This is a genomic window from Luteolibacter sp. Y139, assembly GCF_038066715.1.
GTDB classification, from domain to species: domain Bacteria; phylum Verrucomicrobiota; class Verrucomicrobiia; order Verrucomicrobiales; family Akkermansiaceae; genus Haloferula; species Haloferula soli.
Map to the genome: position 1 here is coordinate 108,600 of NZ_JBBUKT010000002.1, position 16,660 is coordinate 125,259.

At 62.7% G+C, this 16,660-nt stretch carries 17 protein-coding genes; 8 read left to right on the forward strand and 9 right to left on the reverse strand.

Going from position 1 to position 16,660, the window contains the following annotated elements; translation table 11 throughout:
* Nucleotides 1-30: 30 nt before the first annotated feature.
* Both WKV53_RS05485 and WKV53_RS05490 read right to left on the reverse strand, forming a co-directional pair.
* Nucleotides 31-516 carry a hypothetical protein gene (locus tag WKV53_RS05485; RefSeq protein WP_341403350.1) on the reverse strand — a complete coding sequence of 162 codons (486 nt, stop codon included), beginning with the start codon at nt 514-516 and terminating at the stop codon, nt 31-33.
* Between the two features lie 8 nt (nt 517-524).
* A complete protein-coding gene (locus WKV53_RS05490; RefSeq protein WP_341403351.1) occupies nt 525-1,580 on the reverse strand; it encodes an Mrp/NBP35 family ATP-binding protein in 1,056 nt (351 codons plus the stop codon).
* 97 nt (nt 1,581-1,677) lie between these two features.
* Here WKV53_RS05490 and WKV53_RS05495 point away from each other — a divergent pair, with 97 nt between their 5' ends.
* From WKV53_RS05495 to hisD, 6 genes are all read left to right on the forward strand, one after another.
* The gene (locus WKV53_RS05495) at nt 1,678-2,349 is read left to right on the forward strand and encodes an ABC transporter ATP-binding protein (protein WP_341403352.1); all 672 of its coding nucleotides are present in this window, start codon (nt 1,678-1,680) and stop codon (nt 2,347-2,349) included.
* Between the two features lie 94 nt (nt 2,350-2,443).
* Entirely contained in the window at nt 2,444-3,370 is a 927-nt protein-coding gene (gene cyoE, locus WKV53_RS05500; RefSeq protein ID WP_341403353.1) for a heme o synthase, read from the forward strand.
* An 18-nt stretch (nt 3,371-3,388) separates the two neighbouring features.
* Nucleotides 3,389-4,171, forward strand: coding sequence for a hypothetical protein (locus tag WKV53_RS05505; RefSeq protein WP_341403354.1), 783 nt, complete (start codon nt 3,389-3,391; stop codon nt 4,169-4,171).
* Nucleotides 4,168-4,944, forward strand: coding sequence for an SCO family protein (locus WKV53_RS05510; protein ID WP_341403355.1), 777 nt, complete (start codon nt 4,168-4,170; stop codon nt 4,942-4,944). Before WKV53_RS05505 ends, WKV53_RS05510 begins: the two co-directional genes overlap by 4 nt.
* Nucleotides 4,941-5,510, forward strand: coding sequence for a DUF420 domain-containing protein (locus WKV53_RS05515; protein ID WP_341403356.1), 570 nt, complete (start codon nt 4,941-4,943; stop codon nt 5,508-5,510). The genes WKV53_RS05510 and WKV53_RS05515 overlap by 4 nt, the downstream gene beginning before the upstream one ends.
* Nucleotides 5,511-5,553: 43 nt before the next feature.
* Nucleotides 5,554-6,834 (forward strand): histidinol dehydrogenase, encoded by a 1,281-nt coding sequence (gene hisD / locus WKV53_RS05520; protein WP_341403357.1) that lies wholly within the window; start codon nt 5,554-5,556, stop codon nt 6,832-6,834.
* Nucleotides 6,835-7,160: 326 nt separating this feature from the next.
* Here the strand turns inward: hisD and WKV53_RS05525 are convergent, their stop codons facing one another.
* The 3 genes from WKV53_RS05525 to WKV53_RS05535 form a co-directional block, all read right to left on the reverse strand.
* Complete coding sequence (locus WKV53_RS05525) at nt 7,161-8,015, reverse strand: ROK family protein (protein ID WP_341403358.1); 855 nt, start codon at nt 8,013-8,015, stop codon at nt 7,161-7,163.
* Nucleotides 8,016-8,022: 7 nt separating this feature from the next.
* Complete coding sequence (gene eda / locus WKV53_RS05530) at nt 8,023-8,652, reverse strand: bifunctional 4-hydroxy-2-oxoglutarate aldolase/2-dehydro-3-deoxy-phosphogluconate aldolase (protein ID WP_341403359.1); 630 nt, start codon at nt 8,650-8,652, stop codon at nt 8,023-8,025.
* A 148-nt stretch (nt 8,653-8,800) separates the two neighbouring features.
* On the reverse strand, nt 8,801-9,838 hold the full coding sequence (locus tag WKV53_RS05535; RefSeq protein WP_341403360.1) for an alpha/beta hydrolase: 1,038 nt from the start codon (nt 9,836-9,838) through the stop codon (nt 8,801-8,803).
* 105 nt (nt 9,839-9,943) lie between these two features.
* On the opposite strand from WKV53_RS05535, the gene WKV53_RS05540 reads away from it, so the two are divergent.
* Nucleotides 9,944-10,366: a YlbF/YmcA family competence regulator gene (locus WKV53_RS05540; protein ID WP_341403361.1), complete on the forward strand. Its 423-nt coding sequence runs from the start codon at nt 9,944-9,946 to the stop codon at nt 10,364-10,366.
* A gap of 110 nt (nt 10,367-10,476) precedes the next feature.
* Nucleotides 10,477-11,115, forward strand: coding sequence for a DedA family protein (locus WKV53_RS05545; RefSeq protein ID WP_341403362.1), 639 nt, complete (start codon nt 10,477-10,479; stop codon nt 11,113-11,115).
* A gap of 3 nt (nt 11,116-11,118) precedes the next feature.
* Here the strand turns inward: WKV53_RS05545 and WKV53_RS05550 are convergent, their stop codons facing one another.
* The 4 genes from WKV53_RS05550 to WKV53_RS05565 form a co-directional block, all read right to left on the reverse strand.
* Nucleotides 11,119-12,120: an NAD(P)H-dependent glycerol-3-phosphate dehydrogenase gene (locus WKV53_RS05550; protein WP_341403363.1), complete on the reverse strand. Its 1,002-nt coding sequence runs from the start codon at nt 12,118-12,120 to the stop codon at nt 11,119-11,121.
* Nucleotides 12,113-12,823 (reverse strand): glycerol-3-phosphate 1-O-acyltransferase PlsY, encoded by a 711-nt coding sequence (gene plsY, locus WKV53_RS05555; protein ID WP_341403364.1) that lies wholly within the window; start codon nt 12,821-12,823, stop codon nt 12,113-12,115. The genes WKV53_RS05550 and plsY overlap by 8 nt, the downstream gene beginning before the upstream one ends.
* A 54-nt stretch (nt 12,824-12,877) precedes the next feature.
* Complete coding sequence (locus WKV53_RS05560; protein ID WP_341403365.1) at nt 12,878-14,680, reverse strand: choice-of-anchor tandem repeat GloVer-containing protein; 1,803 nt, start codon at nt 14,678-14,680, stop codon at nt 12,878-12,880.
* 147 nt (nt 14,681-14,827) lie between these two features.
* A complete protein-coding gene (locus WKV53_RS05565) occupies nt 14,828-16,567 on the reverse strand; it encodes a choice-of-anchor tandem repeat GloVer-containing protein (RefSeq protein WP_341403366.1) in 1,740 nt (579 codons plus the stop codon).
* Between the last annotated feature and the right edge of the window lie 93 nt (nt 16,568-16,660).

Below are 16,660 nucleotides of genomic sequence, written 5' to 3' on the forward strand. Positions count from 1 at the left end.
ACACCATCTGCTAGTGGCGGCTTGTGGAAGTCACGAGGCGGTCCGCCGTTCCGTGACTTCCAGGCCGCCGTGGAGCTTGTGGGAAAGGACGAACTCTTCGCGGGTGGTCTCGTGCTTTTCATTCGAGCCATACTCGAGGCGCACGGTTACAAGGCCCGCTTCATTCGTGATGCTGAGGATGCGGAAGACGGGTTCCCTTCGCAGGCGGATGAAGCAGAACAGTGGGACGTCCGGATGATGAGCGTTCCACAGCCAATGCGCCGGGAGGAAATCCGGCACGTCCGCGAGGGCGGAGAAGATCGCGCGGATTCGTTTTTCGCCGTGGCGCCCGGCGAGGCGTGAGGCGGACTTCTTGGCGAGCAAACCTTCCCACCAGGCGGCGAGCGGGTTCTCCTGCGCCTCCACCACCTCCTCGATCAAGCTCCGGGCGTGAAAGGCCATCGCCACGTGCAACTGCTCCCGGGTCATCAACCCGGCTTCGAAGTCTTCGAAGAGTTGTGGCGGGGTGCGGAGCATCGTGAGGATTAACGTGCTGGCACTCTTTCCCTGAGCGCTGCGGCGATCTGTTGGAAGGCTGCTGCGACCGGATGCTCGGCCGCGGGGATCAGCGCGACCGGCGTGCCGGCATCGCCGCGCTCGCGGGTTTGTGGGTCGATCGGGATCTGGGCGAGGAGCGGGACATTCAGGGTCGCGGCTTCGCGGACGCCGCCGCCTTCGCCGAAGAGGTAGTAGCGCTGGCCGTGGTCGCACTCGAACCATGCCATGTTTTCGACGAGGCCGAGGATGGGGACGTTCACCTTCGCGAACATCGACACTGCCTTGCGCGCGTCGATGAGGGCCATCTCCTGCGGCGTGGTCACGATCACCACGCCATCGACCGCGACGGTCTGGACGATGGTGAGCTGGATATCGCCGGTGCCGGGAGGGAGGTCGAGGATGAGGTAGTCGAGATCGCCCCACTCCACCTGACGGAGGAATTGCTGGGTGTAGCGGGTGGCCATGGGGCCGCGGACGATGACCGGCGAGCGGTCTTCGAGGAGGAAGCCCATCGACATGAGCTTCAGGCCATAGGCTTCGATCGGAATGATCTCGTCGTTGGCATTCGCCATCGGGCGCTCGTGGCTGCCGAACATCTGGGCGACCGAGGGGCCATAGAGGTCGCAGTCGCAGAGGCCGACCTTGGCGCCGATCTTGGAGAGGGCGACGGCGAGATTGGCGGCGACGGTGGATTTGCCGACGCCGCCCTTGCCGGAGGCGACGGCGATGATGCGCTTCACGCCGGGGATGGAGGATTTGCCGGTGACGTCGCCACCACCTGTGCTGCCTTGCTGGCCCTGGGGCTCCTTCACCTCGATTTCGACCTTCACCGAGCCGACGTCTGGCAGGGGATCCAGCACGGCGTGGCATTCCTTGAAAATCTGTTCGGGGACCTTCGGGTCCTTGGTGGCGATCTCGATCTTCACGGTCAGCACGCCGTTTTCATGGCGGATGTCCTTCACGAGGCCGAAGGAGACGATGTCCCGGGAGAAGCCGGGGTAGCGGACGTGGCGGAGGGCTTCCTTGATGAATTCGGGACTCACGGCGGCGGAAGCAAGGGCGCGATCCGGTGTCCTGTCAACCCGTGGAGTTCCGGCGGCTGGCCTTGACGTGAGAGAGGGGAGCCGGAACGCTGGACGGGTGATCGAGGCGAACAACTTGCACCGCAGCTACCGGATCGGGAAGAAGAGCATCGAGGTGCTGCACGGCATCGAGCTGCACATCGCGCGGGGTGAGCGGGTTTTCCTGTGCGGGCCGAGCGGGGCGGGGAAGACGACGCTGCTGTATACGCTGGCGGGCCTGGAGCGGCCGGAGCAAGGCTCGGTGAGCATTGACGGCACGGACCTTTACTCACTGGGGCCGAAGAAGCAGGCGGCCTTCCGCAACGCCAAGATCGGCTACATTTTCCAGAACTACATGCTGCTGCCGGAGCTGACCGCCGTGGAAAACGTACTGGTCCCGGGCGCGATCGGCGGCAGGGATGAGCATCAGGCGGCGATGGCCGCGCTCAAGCGGGTGGGCCTGGCGGATCGCGCGGAGCACTTGCCGGCGGAGCTTTCCGGTGGCGAGCAGCAGCGGGTGGCGATCGCCCGCGCGCTGGTGAATCATCCGCCGGTGCTGTTTGCCGACGAGCCGACCGGCAACCTCGATTCCCGCAACAGCTCGGAGGTGATGGACCTGCTGATGGGGCTCGCCACGGAGAGCGGGACGACGCTGGTGGTGGTCACGCACGACGAGCACCTAGCCGAGCGGGGCGACCGGAAGCTGATCATCCAGGATGGCAGCATTACCGATGGGTCAGCAGTGAAATAGCTGCGGTTCCGAGTGGGCAACCGCCAAAAGACGGCAATAGTCCGTCAAGGATCGCGCTTGCCCTCGGGTCGCCGCTTTCCTTCCCTGCGCCCCGATGTCCGACGACGCTCCTGCCGAAATCACCGCCGCTCCGGAGGCCCCGGAGCCTGCGCCGGGGTTCCGCAGGGACATGATGGTGCTGACGAAGATGCGGCTGAATGTCTTCGTGCTGATCACGACGTTCTTCGGTTTCCTGCTGGCCTCGCGCGGGCATCACTTCGATCTCTGGCGGCTCATTCACACCCTGCTCGGGACGGCTGCGGCGGCTTTCGGGTCCGCGGCCTTCAACCAGCTGATGGAGGTGGATTTGGACGCGCGTATGAAACGCACGGCGAATCGCCCGTTGCCGGCGCGGCGGATGGATCCGCTATTCGCCTTCGGCGTGGGCTGGATACTTTCCGCGGCGGGGATCATCCACCTCGCGGTGAAGATCGGCACCTGGCCGGCGGTTCTGGCGGCGATCACGGTGGCGGTTTACGTGTTCGTTTACACGCCGCTCAAGCGGGTCAGCAGCACGAACACGCTGGTGGGCGCGATTCCCGGAGCAATTCCCCCGATGATCGGGTGGACGGCGGCGGGTGGGGCTTTTGATGGTGGCGCGTGGTTCCTTTTCACACTGCTGGCGCTGTGGCAGCTCCCGCACTTCGTGGCGATCAATTGGCTGTGCCGGGAGGAGTATGAGAATGCCGGCTACAAGATGTGGTCGGATGGGGATGTGAGCGGCCGGCGCAGCGGGATGCTGGCGGCGATCTTTTCGATTGGTCTGGCGATGCTGCCGGTGTGGCCGTGGCTGGCTGGCTGGACGCCGGGCTGGCAGGGCCATGTGGCGCTCGCCGGTGGTGTGCTGGCGGGGCTGCTGATGGCGGCGCTCGCCGGGCGTTTCATGCGGGATGGGCAGCGCCCGTCGTTCCGACGGCTTTTCCTGTTCACGCTGCTCTATCTGCCACTGGAGCTTGGATTGCTTGCCATCGCGTGGGGCTAGTCTAGTTTCCGCCGCCCCATGAGGACGCCTGACGAACCTTTGGTCCCCGCCGAGCGCAATCCGCGCAAGCTGCGGATGACCGCCCTGATCCTGTTTGCGGTGATGATCGTCAGCGGGATCCTGATCCTGATCTCGTATGAGAAGTGGGGGAAACTCCAGGCGGAGAAGGATGCGCAGCATGCGCGGCCGGGCATCGTCGGACGCATCGACAACAAGGCGGAATTCGGGGTGGTCCGGCAGGATGCGTCCGGAGCGAAGGTTTCCGATCTTTTTGGCAAGGTTTGGGTGGTCTGCGGGGTCTCGGTGAAGCAACCGGATACTTGGAAGGCGACGCGCGAGGTGCTGCTGCGCTTGAGCCAGCGCTATGCCGGCAACGACGACTTCCGGATCGTGTGCTTCACGATCGATCCCGATCAGGAAGGTCCTGCCGTGCTGGATACGACGGCGAAGGAACTGGGCGTCGGCCTGCCCGGATGGTGGTTCGCTGCGGCGGGTCAGGAATACGTTCACAAGTTCCTGAAGAACCAGCTCAAGCTCGGCATCATGCCGCACCAGAAGGACGGCAAGTGGATCTACGATTCCTCGATCACGCTGGTCGATCGTGACCGCCACATCCGCCGGGCGATGGTTCCGCAGAAGCGTGGCGGGCCGGAGTATTCCGCGGTATTCGATTTCGCCCAAGCCGCCGAGTGGGACGCCAAAGGCGTGAAGACCGGCATCGACAAGAGCAACGTCGAGCAGCTGGAGTTCCTGCTGGGACGGACCATCGACGAACTCCTCGCCCAACCTGTGACGCCATGAACGACCGAGGAAAAATCTTTGCCATCTACGGATCGGTGGCCGCCTTGTCCGCGCTGATCATCGGCGGGGGGATGTATCTCGGCAACCGGATGCCGGAGCAGCCGGAGCCGGAAGTGATCGTCGAGAATGCCGGAGCCGAGAAGGTGGAGACGTTTTTCCCGATCCAGAAAGACTTCGCCGGGATCAATCAGGCGGGCAAGGAGGTGAAGCTGTCCGACCTCAAGGGCAAGGTCTGGCTGGTCGCGGAGTTCTTCGCGGTGTGTCCGCACTGTGCCGTCCGCAATGGCAAGGAACTGACGGCGCTGTTCGAGCAATTCAAGGGGCATCCCGATTTCCACATGGCGTGCATTTCGGTGGATCCCACGACGGATACCTCCGAGCGGCTGGTGGAATATTCCAAGGCACTGGGTGCTGATCCGGAGCGCTGGTGGTTCATGAGTCACCCGAACGAACAGGAGACTCACGAGTATTTGGAGAAGGAGCTGAAGTTCATCCGCGTTCTGGAGCGGAAGGATCCCGCGGATCGCGAGGCCAATGGGCGCTTCCAGCACGACATGTCGATCTCGCTGGTGGACCGGGAGTGGAATGTGATCGGCAAGTGGAACCTCTACGGCGCGAGTTCCGAGGAGGGGCGCAAGCAGGATCCCGGGGCGTATGAGCGGATGAAGGGTGAGCTCCTCAGCCGCTTGACCGAGGAACTTGAGAAGAACGAAACCGCCGGCATCGATAGCGTGGCGGAAGAAGCGCCTGCCGAGGAAGTCCCCGCAAAATGAGTGAGGAACGCAGGGAGTGGCTGTCGCGTCCGCCGCAGGAGGCGCTTTCGAAGAAGCTCAAGATCGTCGCCTGGATCCTAACAGGTGTGGTGCTGATCCTCGTCGGCCTGATGCGCCGGCCGGAGCTGCGCATCCCGCTGCCGGAGGGCTGGAGCTTTGCGTTTCTGCCGCCGGTTCATGCGGCTTTGAATACCGCGGTGAGCATCGCGCTGGTGCTCGCGCTGGTTGCGGTGAAGCAGGGGAAGATCGCGCTGCACCGGAGTGCGATCTACGCCGCGATGGGTCTCTCGGTGGCATTCCTGCTTTGCTACGTGGCCTATCATTTCACCACTGAGGAGACCCGCTATGGCGGCACCGGTGCGATGCGGGGGATCTATTTCTTCCTGCTGATTTCCCACATCACGCTGGCCGGTGTGAGCCTGCCCTGCATCCTGATGACGTTCATCGCCGGTTTCACGAATCGGTTCGGTGCGCACCGTCGCTTGGCCAAGTGGGTTTTCCCGCTGTGGCTTTACGTGGCCGTCACCGGTCCGATCTGTTATTTGATGCTCAAGCCTTACTATTGACTTTGGTCGTCTGGCCGGGGTCTTTTTGCCTCCCGTTTCTGCCATGAAAATCCTCGGATATCGCGACGCCGACTACGACTCCTTCGTCAAGCGCCTGAATCGCCGCGCGCTGCCGACGCATGATGTGCGCGATCTGGTGAGCGAGATCATCGCTGCGGTGGCGAGGCAAGGGGACAAGGCGCTCGTGGCTTACGCCAAGCGCTTCGACAACGTGGTGCTGAAGGAGAAGCAGCTCTTCGTCACGGCGGAGGAGCTTGATGCGGTGAAAGTCGCGCCTTCCACGAAGAAGGCGATTGCGGCTTCGCTGAAGAACATCACGGCGTTTGCGAAGAAGGGCCTGCGCAAGGATTGGTCGATGCGGAATACCGAAGGGGCGACCGTAGGTGAGCGCTTCCAGCCGTTTGACCGGGTGGGCGTTTACGTGCCCGGTGGCAAGGCTCCGCTGGTGTCCACGGCGCTGATGACTGCGGGTTTTGCGAAGGCTGCGGGTGTCCCTGAGATCCTGGCGGCCACCCCTTGTGGGCCGGACGGGAAGGTGAATGCCGAGCTGCTCTATGCGCTGAAGGCCGCGGGTGTGACCGAGATTCTCAAGATTGGTGGCGCGCAGGCTGTGGCCGCGATGTCGCTCGGGACGAAGACGGTGCGGCCGGTGGACCGGTTGTTCGGTCCGGGGAACCGCTTCGTGGTGGAGGCGAAGCGCCAGCTCTTCGGTGCGGTGTCGATCGATCTGTTGCCGGGGCCGAGTGAGATTCTGATCATTTCGGATAAGACCGGGAACCCGGACTACATCGCTGCTGACTTGCTGGCCCAGGCTGAGCACGGTGGGGATAGTGTGATCGGTTTCATCACCGATTCGAAGGCCCTGATCGGGAAGGTGCTGAAGGCGGTGGAGCGGCAGCTTGAGACGCTCACTCGCGCGCGCTACATCCGTGACGTGCTGAAGCAGGCGACTTTCCTGCTGCATGTCCGCAACATGAGCGAGGCGATCGCAATCGCGAATGACTTCGCGGCCGAGCACGTGTCGTTCATTTGCGCGGAGGAGAAGAAGTGGCTGCCGCTGATTCGGACGGCGGGTGCGATTTACCTCGGGAATGATTCGCCGGTGGCGGTGGGGGATTTCCTCGCGGGGCCGAGTCACACCTTGCCGACGGGTGGGAGTGGACGTTCATTCTCCGGGCTGCGTGCGGACCAGTTCCAGCGGCGGACGAGCATCGTGAAGCTTGATAAGCGGTCAGTGAAGAAGTCGCTCGCGGTGGTGGAGGAGTTCGCGAGGATCGAGGGGCTGGATGCGCACGGTAGATCGACGGCGATCCGGTGTAAGTGAATGCTTTCCCGATCGACAAAAGAACAAGATGCCAATCCGGATCGATAAAGACGACGGATCGTTTGAGGGTATCGCACTTCTTTGCGATGGCGACTGGGAGCTGCCGTCTCAGTTGTATGCCCTTGAATCGTGGTTAACAGACAATGCGGCGAGCTTGCCAGATTGTGGAGCCATCGCAGACATTGGGTTTTCGATGAGGCCCGATGCGTCAGGTGGAGGCGGGGTATTGAGTGCGGAAGCGATGCGCCGTTTTGCGGATGCAGGCGTTTCAATCTGGTTTTCCGAGTATCCGCCAAGTGTGTGAACGGAGTGAAAGCCAAGCCAGATTAGACCGCAGCCAATAACAGCGCTCCTTTTATGCCTGCCTGCTGGCCGAGCATGGGAGGGACGATGTAGGGCTTCGCTTCGATAGGTGAGAAGTAGCCGGCGGCGATTTGGTTGAGGATGCGCTCGGTTTTCTCGTGGAAGCCTTCGGCCTGGGAGACGCCGCCGCCGATGATGACGCGTGATGGCGATACGATACCTAACAGGGCGAGCACGCCGTGGGCGAGGTACCATGCTTCGGTTTCCCAGGCGGGATGGTCAGCTGGGAGCTCCGCGGCGTCCTTGCCCCAGCGGGCGGCGATGGAGGGGCCGCTGGCGAGGCCTTCGAGGCAGTCGCCGTGAAATGGGCAGACACCGGGGAAGTCGTCGCCGGGTTTGCGCGGGACCTTGAAGTGGCCGGTTTCCGGATGGAGTGCGCCGTGGACCAAGTGACCGCCGCTGAGGATGCCGGCACCGATGCCGGTGCCGATGGTGATGTAGGCGACGTCGTCGAGACCTTGGGCGGCTCCGAGCCGTGCTTCGGCGAGGGCGGCGGCGTTGACGTCGGTTTCGATGGTGAGGCGGGCTTGCGGGAAAGCGGTGGCCAAGGTGTCGGTGATCGAGAAGCCAGCCCAGCCGGGTTTCGGGGTGGCGAGGAGCTTTCCGTAGGAGGCTCGACCGGGCACCACGCCGAGCGGGCCGAAGGCGGCGATACCGATGGCTTCCGGGGTGCCGCGTTCGTTAAGCCAGTCGATGGCGCGGCTGAAGGTTTCCTCCGGCGCAGTCGTGGGAAAGCGCCACTCCTCTTGCACGTCACCGGCGGCGGTGCCGATGGCCACTACGGTCTTGGTTCCGCCGAGTTCGATGCCTGCGATCATGATTCTCCTAACAAGCAGCCGCAGCGGCCAATGCCTCGCGGGTCAGACGGGAGATCTCATCCCATTTGCCCTCGTTGACAAGCTGCTTGTCCACCATCCACGAACCGCCGATGGCGGCGACGACCGGCAGCTTCAGGTAGTTCGCAAGGTTGGCGGAGGTGATGCCGCCGGTGGGGATGAATTTCAGGCCGGTGTGGCCGTAGGGACCGGCCAGGGCCTTGAGCATGCCGGTGCCGCCAGCGGTTTCGGCGGGAAAGAATTTCAGCAGCTTGCAGCCGAGGGAGAGTGCTTGCTCGACATCGCTGGGGGTCATGACGCCGGGGGAGAATTGCAGGCCGACGGCATTCGCCTTGGCGATGGTGCGCGGGTTCAAGCCGGGAGCGAGCCCGAAGACGGCACCAGCGTCCTTGGCACGCTGGACTTGCTCGTCTTCCAGCAAGGTGCCTGCGCCTAACAGGATTTCCGGAACGCTTGAGGCGATGCGCTTGATCGACTCCTCGGCCGCGGCGGTACGGAAGGTGATTTCCATGATATCGAGACCGCCAGCGAGGAGGGCTTCGGCGAGCGGCACGGCGTCATCGGCACGGTCGAGGACAACGACGGGGACGATGCGCTTGGAGAGGATTCGATCTAGCATGTGGACCAGTCTGAGAGAGTGGTGGCTTCTGCCAAGGTCGCGGCGTGCCAGTCATCGCTAAACGTGGAAACCCCTCCGGGCGTGCGGTGAGAGCGGGATTTCCTTCAATGATAGGCCCCGCTTTATGCCGGATTTTCAAGATGGGGATTCACTCCGTGCGTTCGATTGCTGCCGGAGAGGGATCGGGTTCGAGTGACTTGAGGAAGAATTGGGAGAGGTCCGCATAGAGGGCGAGCGAGCCGGTGGACAGGACCCGATTGTGATCGCCGCCTTTTACCACGCGGAATTGTTTCCGGTGATCGGGGACAGCGGCGAAGATCTCCTTCGCTTGGTCGATGTCGATGTAGGGATCGTGGTCGCCGTGGGCGATCATGACGGGCATGTGCAGTTTTGCGGCGGCTGCGACCGGCCGGACGTCGGCGGGCCAAAAGCCCGCCCGCAGCCTAGCCCCGCAGCCCACGCTGAAGGCGGCGACGGGGCAGCAGAAGTGGAGCGAATGGGGCAGGAGTTCTTCGGCGGAACGGAAGACCGGACGATCGAGCGAGGCAAAGGTGGAGACGCTGGCGACGGCAGTCCATTTCGCGGGCTCGCAAGCCGCGGCCTGCAGGGCGATGGCGCCACCTTGCGAGATGCCGAAGAGGAGGGCGGGCGAGGGCGGGAATTTGAACCGGGTGGTGGCTTCGGCCAGGACCTGCCCGGCGAGCTTGGATTCATTCAGGCCGAAGGAGCCGAAGGTGGCGGGGTGGTCGCCTTGGCCGGGAATATCGAGAAGCAGGCAGCGGAAGCCGGCGGCGCAGAAGCGCTCGCAAATCGGCAGGTGATCCTCCTTCCGGCCGCCGTGGCCGTAGAACATGACGATGGTGCCGAGCTGGGTTCCCCATGGCGGAACGGTGACGCCGCGGTGCTGGAGTTCGCCGCGGAGGAGGCGGCCCTTTTCCGCTTTTCCCGGTTCCCTCGTGCCGGTGACGAGCAGGCAGGGCGTCTGGTCGGCGGCGGTGAAAGGCTCGACCTTCAGGCCGAATTCGGGCGGCTGGGCCAGGATTTCGCGGTGGTAGTCCTGGAGCGGGCGGCGATTTGGCGACACCAGATGGCCGGAGCCCCACCAGCCGGTGACGACGAGGGCGACGGCCAATAGCACCAGCAGGATAACGGCGAAGACTCGGAGGACGCGGCGAAGTCGCTTCATCGGTGACCGCCTAGGAAACCCAGCCCGGTGAAATCCTCAAGTCGGCACCGTGAATTTCGCAAGATCGCGTTTGCCAGCAACGAGATCGGCGACTAGGGGATGCCCATGACATTGCTCGCCGAGACCTCCTCCGTGATGAACAAAACCCGCGAACTCTGCGCTGCGATCGCTGCGGATGAGCATTTCGCGAAGCTTCAGGGAGCCGTGGAGCGCTTCCTGAGCGATGACGGCGCCCGCCTGATGTACCAGACCGTGCACCAGCGCGGTGAGGAGCTGCACCAGAAGCAGCACTCCGGTGTGAAGCTGGCCCCGACCGAAATCCGCGAATTCGAAGCTGCCCGCGATGCACTGATGAGCAACGAGGTGGCCTCTGCTTTCCTCGATGCCCAGGACGAGCTCGAGTCGCTCCAGAAGACGATTGGCAAGTATGTGAACATGACCCTCGAGCTGGGCCGCGTGCCGACCGAGCAGGACATCGCCGAGTCTGAAAAGGGCGGCTGCTGCGGCGGCGGTTGCGGCTGCCACTGAGTTGGTGCCGTCTCCGACTTGAGACACTTTTATCGCGCGGGCGGCTTCTTTGCGGAAGCCGCCCGTTGCGTTTCCTTGCTTCCGGTCTGCCTGCCCTCTATCACCCGCGCGTGCTTCACGAACTGATCAACACGTGGTTCCACTGGGTGGAGCAGGGCGGCTACTGGGCGGTCATCGCTTTGATGGCGATGGAAAGTTCGATCTTTCCGGTGCCCAGCGAGGTCGTGATGCCGCCGGCGGCGTTCCTGGCAGCGCAGGGAAAGATGAGCCTGTGGGGCGTGATCCTGGCGGGCACCTTCGGGTCCTGGCTTGGCTCGGCGATCACCTATGGAGTGAGCCGTTGGCTCGGCCGGCCCTTCATCCTGAAGTTCGGAAAGTATTTCTTCATCAAGCCGGAGAAGCTCGAGCGTGCAGAAGTCTTCATGCAGCGCTATGAGGCGGGCGGGATCTTCTTCGCGCGGCTGCTGCCAGTGGTGCGGCATCTCATTTCGATTCCGGCGGGCATCGTGCGGATGCCGTTCGGGAAATTCAGCGTGATCACCGTGGTCGGATCGGCGATCTGGTGCGCCATCCTTTCCTGGTATGGCAAGGGGATCTACGAGCGGAATCCGAAGCTGATGGAAAGCCCGGATGAGCTGGTTCATGCGATCAAGCATGAGTCGATCGGCATGGTGGCCGGCATCGCCTTGCTCTGCGTGCTGTACTTCGTGGTGCTGCGCCTGACGGCGAAGAAGAAGGTCGAGGGCTGAGCGTCAGGTATTCTCCGGACGGGGATCGCGGCTCAGCAGCTCGTACATCGCATGCGCGGCGGGCTTGCCTTGATAGAGGATCGAGTAAACCGCGTCGATGATCGGCGTGCGGACGCCGGCCTTGGAAGCGGCGTCGTGAATCGAGAGTGTATTCGGCACACCTTCGGCGACCATGCCGAGCGAGGTGGTGGCTTCTTCGAGTGACTTACCGTGGCCAAGTGCGAGGCCGACGCGGTGATTGCGCGAGTGCTGCGAGAAGCAAGTGGCGATGAGGTCGCCGACGCCGGAGAGGCCAGCGAAGGTTTCCGCGCGGCCGCCGAGTGCGACACCGAGACGGGTCATCTCGGCGAGCGCGCGAGTGACGAGGGCGGCGATGGCGTTGTCACCGAGTCCGAGACCCGCAGCGATGCCAGCGGCGATGGCGTAAACGTTCTTGATGGCGCCGCCGAGTTCGATGCCTGCGAGGTCGTCGCTGGTGTAGCTGCGGAAATGTGGCGCGGTGAAGAGCTCCTGAAGATCGCAGGCGAGGGCTTTATCGGTCGCGCCGATGACCGCGCAGGTGGCGAGGTTGGCGGCGATTTCTTCGGCGTGATTCGGGCCGGAGACGACGGCGATGGGATTGTCCGGGAAGACGTCGTGGAGGATCTCGCTCATGCGCTCGCCGGTATTGCGCTCGATGCCCTTGGCGCAGGAAAGCAGGACGGTTTCGCGAGGAAGACCGGCGAGGTCATTGGCGCATTGGCGGGTGGCGGCGGTCGGCACGCCGAAGAGGACCAGCGAATGGCCCTTGGCATCGGCGAGTGTCGTGGAGGCGCGGACGTTTTCCGGCAGGACGATCTCGGTTAGATAGCGCGGGTTGCGGCGGTGAGTGTTGATCGACTCCGCGACAGCGGCGTCGCGTCCGATCATTACCACTTCGGAAAGCTTCGGCGCGAGCAAGACGGCCAATGCGGTGCCGAAGGAACCGGTGCCGAGGATGGCGGCGGAGGGAAATGCGTCAGGCATCGGTCTTCTTCTTGGGCTGGAAGCGGTTCTCGGTGCCGTTCATGAGGCGCTGGATGTTCGCGCGGTGTTTCCAGATCGCCAAGGCGGCGATAACGACGGAAAAGACAAATAGTGGTTTGTTCCAGTCACCCGTTGCGATCTTTCCGTGATACCACGAGCCGGAAATGATGATAAGAGGCAGCAGCGCGGCGGCGACGATGGAGGCTACCGATACGTAGCGGCTTACTTTGAAGGTGATCACCCAGACGAGGATCAAAAGGACCACTGCGGCGGGTGCCAAGGCGATGAGGACGCCAGCCGAAGTGGCAATGCCCTTGCCACCCTTGAAGCCGACCCAAGGTGAGTAGTTATGGCCGAGAATGGAGAGCAGGCCGGTGAGGACCTGAAGGGTCTGGGCTTTCCACTGGTCGACTGCCGGGAAGATATAGCCGTGGTCAAGAAGCCCGTGGAAGGTGAAGTTGGTGTCCTGGCCGACGAAGCGAATCAGGGTGTATGCGAGCAGGGTGGGGATGAAGCCCTTCAGTGCATCGAGGATCAGGCAGGTGATGCCGTATTTCTTCCCGACGACGCGAAGCACATTGGTGGCGCCGATGTTGCCGGAGCCGTGCTGGCGGATGTCGATGCCCTTCATCCGGGCGATGAACAGGCCGAAGGGGATCGACCCGAGAAGGAAGGCGATGAGCGGACAGAGCCAGAGCTGCATGGGCGCGGCTTGGGTAGTCGAAAGCGGGGGGGATGTCACCCCCCGATTCCGGCGTTACTTGCCGCCGACGGCCGTGCAAGTAGCGTGGTAGTCGGCTTCGCCGTTCCTGATGGTGGCGTCGAGACTGGCGGAGGGGCCGCGTTGGAGCTCCAGACGAAGGTTGAGCAAGGGTTGCTCCTTGGCGACCAGCGTGATGTTGGCGGTGTCGTCGACGTTCAGGCGGCCTTTGCCCTTGTATTTCACGCCGTTGAGGTCGAACGCGACGGTGAGCGAGTTGCCCTTGGCAAACTTCACGCTGAGAGGGGCAGCGTCGACCTCGCCGCCGCTGGCCAAACCGGAGAAGCTGCCGGTAACCGGAGATTCAATCGAGATGTAGCCCGTGGACAGGCCGCCTTGGCCGTCCGAGAGTTGATAGGTGATCACCCGGCCGGCTGGATACTGCTCCGCGGTGGTAAACTTCACCCGGGCTCCCTTTGACGTCGGGACAATCTCGGCGGTGCCTTCGCCGGGGGCCGCGCTCACGGCAGTCAGGCTCAAGCGATCGGAGTCCGGATCCTGATCGTTGGCGAGGACATCGATGACGACCTCACGTTTTCCATTCGTCGTCTTGGCGGGGAGCCAGGCGACATCGGGAGCGGCTACCGGAGCGAAATTCGCGGTGTCACCTTCGAGAAGCCGGAAGACGCGGGGCTTGGGAAGGGCGCCCTTGATTTCGGTAAGTTGTGCGAAGCCATACACCAGCCCATCAGTCCCTTGGCCCAGTGTCGGCCTGCATAGCCGGAAATTGGTGGGGAGGTGATGGATGATGCTCGTACCTCCCTCAGGGAGCGTGCGAGAGATGAACCCTCCGTTGTTCTGGCCTCCGGACGTCGATACCCCATAGATGCCGAGCGAGGTGGCCAGTGGTGCCCAGATCGTGCCGACATTACCCACGTGCATCGTGGCGAAATCGAGTTCCATGCCGATGGTGCCATCGAATCCGACGTGCAAGATGGCACCGTCAATGGTGACGAAGAATCCGTCGGTCACCGGGATCAAGGCGCTTGGGCTCTTCTTGTAAGGGTGGAAATCGCCGAGCACCGTGATATTGCCGCTATCCTCCAGACGGAAGAATGTGCCGTAGCTATAGCGGTATCTGCCGAAGGCCTGGACGGGGCCTCCCGAGCTGGTCGTCCCGTAGATTTTCCCGTCCTGACCAAAGACGAGATTGTTCGGATAGAAGGGCTCGAATCTGGCATCCGAAGGTACGGGCGCTTCCGGTGGAAAGGAAGGAGTGCGCTCGAAGGAGTGGATGGTCTGAAAGTTGCCATCCTGCGACAGCCGGAAAATCGTCCCGGAACCTTTGGGGCCGTTGTCTCCCATGATGCCGAGGAGGTCTCCATCGGGCAAGACGAGCAGTTTCGACGCTTCGGAGCCGTCCGTCGTCGCGTCGATGTCGTGAAGGACGCTGAGGACCCCATCAGGCGACCAGCGGAAGATGGTGCCTGCACCATGGGCGCCGCCATGGCTTGTGGTGCCATAGAACGAGCCGTCTTGACCGGCGACCAGAGAGCTGAGGGGGTTCGATCCGCTGGGGCTGGTAGAAGTATCCTCATCGGGTGCAGCAAACGTGAAGAGAATCTCCACGTTTTGGTCCGGAGCGAACCTGTAGAGGAAGCCCCCGGTGCTCTTTTGCGCCCACCGTGAGATGCCGTAGAAATGGCCATCGCCACGGGTCGCCAGGTTCCACATGGGGTCGATCGGCTGGTTGAGGACCTGAATGTCTTCAAAGGTGGCCGCCAAAGAGGCGGCCGGATTGAACGAAACGACCCCAGCGAGCAGGATGATGGAGGCGTGGAGAAGGTGGCGAGGTGGCATTAGTTGGAGGAAAGCTGTTGACTCAAGGATATTTGGTCAATGGCTTTCGTGTAACTTCATGGCCTGGTCCGGGCAAGCCGGGGGAAATCCTTGGAAGCTGTATCGCTCCCGCTTTCCGCGGGGAAAACGGGAGCGACAAGAGCTGTGCTAGTTGCTGCCGGACGCCGTGCAAGTGGCGTGGTAATCGGCTTCGCCGTTGCGGATCGTGGCTTCGATGCTGGCGGTCGTGCCGCGTTGAAGCTCAAGGTGGAGATTGAGCGAGGTCTCGTCTCGGGAGGATAGCGACAGGCTGGCGGTGTCGCCGGCGTCCAAGAGGCCCGTGCCCTTGTATTTCTTCCCGTTGAGCTCGAAGGTGGCCTTGATCTCGTTGTCCTTGTCGATTTTCAGGTCGAGGGGAGCATTTGAGACGCTGCCGCCGGTCGCCAGACCCGTGAAGCGGTCTTTGACCGGCGACTGGATCGCCACGTAGCCCTTGGAGAGACCTCCACGGCTGTCCGTGACCATGTAGGTGAGCATGCGGCTGGGCGGGTTTTCCTCTTGGGTGGTGAACCTCAGTTTGACGCCTTGCGGGGTCTCGAGGAGTTCGATGTGACCTGCTCCCTCACCATTGATGTGGGCGATCGTCAGAGGGTCGGAATCCGCATCCTGGTCGTTGGCGAGGATGTCGATGACGACCTCGCGCTGGCCATTTTTCGCTTTGCGGGGCAGCCAGGCCTCATCGGGAGCTGCCACGGGCACGAAATTGGGTGAAGTTGTGGATTCGTGAAGGCGGAAGAGGCGGGGGTAAGGCGGGTTTTCGCTAGAGTCGAAATCCAAGAGTCCGTGAGCCAGTCCGTCATTCCCTTCGACCAGCGCGGGGTGATACGGGCGGTGGTCAGCAGGGAAGGTTTGGACGATCGAGGTGCCTCCTCCCGGGATGGTGCGATAAATGAAGCCGCCGCCCTCAGGTCCTCCGGAGGGGGAAACGCCGTAGATGCCATGCGAGGTGTAGAGCGGGGTCCACAAATAGACATAGCCCAAATCCAAGAACCTGAAATCGGCTTCCACGCTGAGAGCTCCATTCAGGCCGATCTTGATGAGCGAATTCTGGGTGTTCCCGATGAAGCCGTCAGGGGTTACTTCCAGCCAGCTGATCTTATCCCGGAAGGGGTGGAACTCGCTGAGAACGGTGATGTCGCCATTGTCTTCCAAGCGGAAGAAATTGCCGTAGGTGAAGCGGGAGAAGAAGCCGGCCTCGATCGGTCCCCCAATGCTGGTAGTGCCGTAGATCCGTCCGTCCGAACCGATGGCCACATGGGTGGGCGACGAAGGGGGGTATTTCGCATCCGGGGGCACTGGGACGCCTGGTGGGTAGCCTGATGGAGCCTCGAAGGCGTGGACGGTTTGGAAGGATCCATCCAAAGACAGCCGGAAAATCGTGCCGCCGCCCAACGGTCCGCCGTCTGACATGACGCCGACAAGGTCACCGGATGGTGTGGCCGCCAGTCGCTGGACGCGGTAGCCCTCCGTCACAGGATTGACGTCATGAAGGACGCTGAAGACTCCATCGGGAGACCAGCGGAAAATGGTCCCGGCGGCGAAAGCACCTCCATAGGTGGTGCCGCCGTAGAATGCGCCATCAGGACCGGCAATCAGCGGGCAACTGGTGCCTGTGCCGGTTTGGTTGGTGGCACTCGCGTCATCGCTCTCGTCCAAGGCAAACAGGACCTCCGAGTTTTGGCCCGGAGCCACCCGGTAGATGTAGCCTCCTTGGTTTTCTTCCGACCAGCCGGAGAGCCCGTAGAAGTAACCATCGCCGCGGTTGACGAGGTTGACCATGGGCTGGATGACCTTATCGAGGGTCTGAATTTCCTCGTAAGTGGTCGCGGATGCGATCGTCGGAGACAAGGAAACGGCTCCGGCGAGAATGATTGAGCGGATGCAGGTGTTAGGGTGATGCACGCATGAAAGCTGTTGATGCGTGGGTGGTGGGTCAATAAC

What these genes read in the sequence shown, in the direction of transcription:
- WKV53_RS05485 (WP_341403350.1), bottom strand. Translation starts at nt 516, where the DNA reads ATGCTCCGCACCCCGCCACAACTCTTCGAAGACTTCGAAGCCGGGTTG.
- cyoE (WP_341403353.1), top strand. Translation starts at nt 2,444, where the DNA reads ATGTCCGACGACGCTCCTGCCGAAATCACCGCCGCTCCGGAGGCCCCG.
- WKV53_RS05505 (WP_341403354.1), top strand. Translation starts at nt 3,389, where the DNA reads ATGAGGACGCCTGACGAACCTTTGGTCCCCGCCGAGCGCAATCCGCGC.
- WKV53_RS05510 (WP_341403355.1), top strand. Translation starts at nt 4,168, where the DNA reads ATGAACGACCGAGGAAAAATCTTTGCCATCTACGGATCGGTGGCCGCC.
- WKV53_RS05515 (WP_341403356.1), top strand. Translation starts at nt 4,941, where the DNA reads ATGAGTGAGGAACGCAGGGAGTGGCTGTCGCGTCCGCCGCAGGAGGCG.
- hisD (WP_341403357.1), top strand. Translation starts at nt 5,554, where the DNA reads ATGAAAATCCTCGGATATCGCGACGCCGACTACGACTCCTTCGTCAAG.
- WKV53_RS05525 (WP_341403358.1), bottom strand. Translation starts at nt 8,015, where the DNA reads ATGATCGCAGGCATCGAACTCGGCGGAACCAAGACCGTAGTGGCCATC.
- eda (WP_341403359.1), bottom strand. Translation starts at nt 8,652, where the DNA reads ATGCTAGATCGAATCCTCTCCAAGCGCATCGTCCCCGTCGTTGTCCTC.
- WKV53_RS05535 (WP_341403360.1), bottom strand. Translation starts at nt 9,838, where the DNA reads ATGAAGCGACTTCGCCGCGTCCTCCGAGTCTTCGCCGTTATCCTGCTG.
- WKV53_RS05540 (WP_341403361.1), top strand. Translation starts at nt 9,944, where the DNA reads ATGACATTGCTCGCCGAGACCTCCTCCGTGATGAACAAAACCCGCGAA.
- WKV53_RS05550 (WP_341403363.1), bottom strand. Translation starts at nt 12,120, where the DNA reads ATGCCTGACGCATTTCCCTCCGCCGCCATCCTCGGCACCGGTTCCTTC.
- plsY (WP_341403364.1), bottom strand. Translation starts at nt 12,823, where the DNA reads ATGCAGCTCTGGCTCTGTCCGCTCATCGCCTTCCTTCTCGGGTCGATC.
- WKV53_RS05560 (WP_341403365.1), bottom strand. Translation starts at nt 14,680, where the DNA reads ATGCCACCTCGCCACCTTCTCCACGCCTCCATCATCCTGCTCGCTGGG.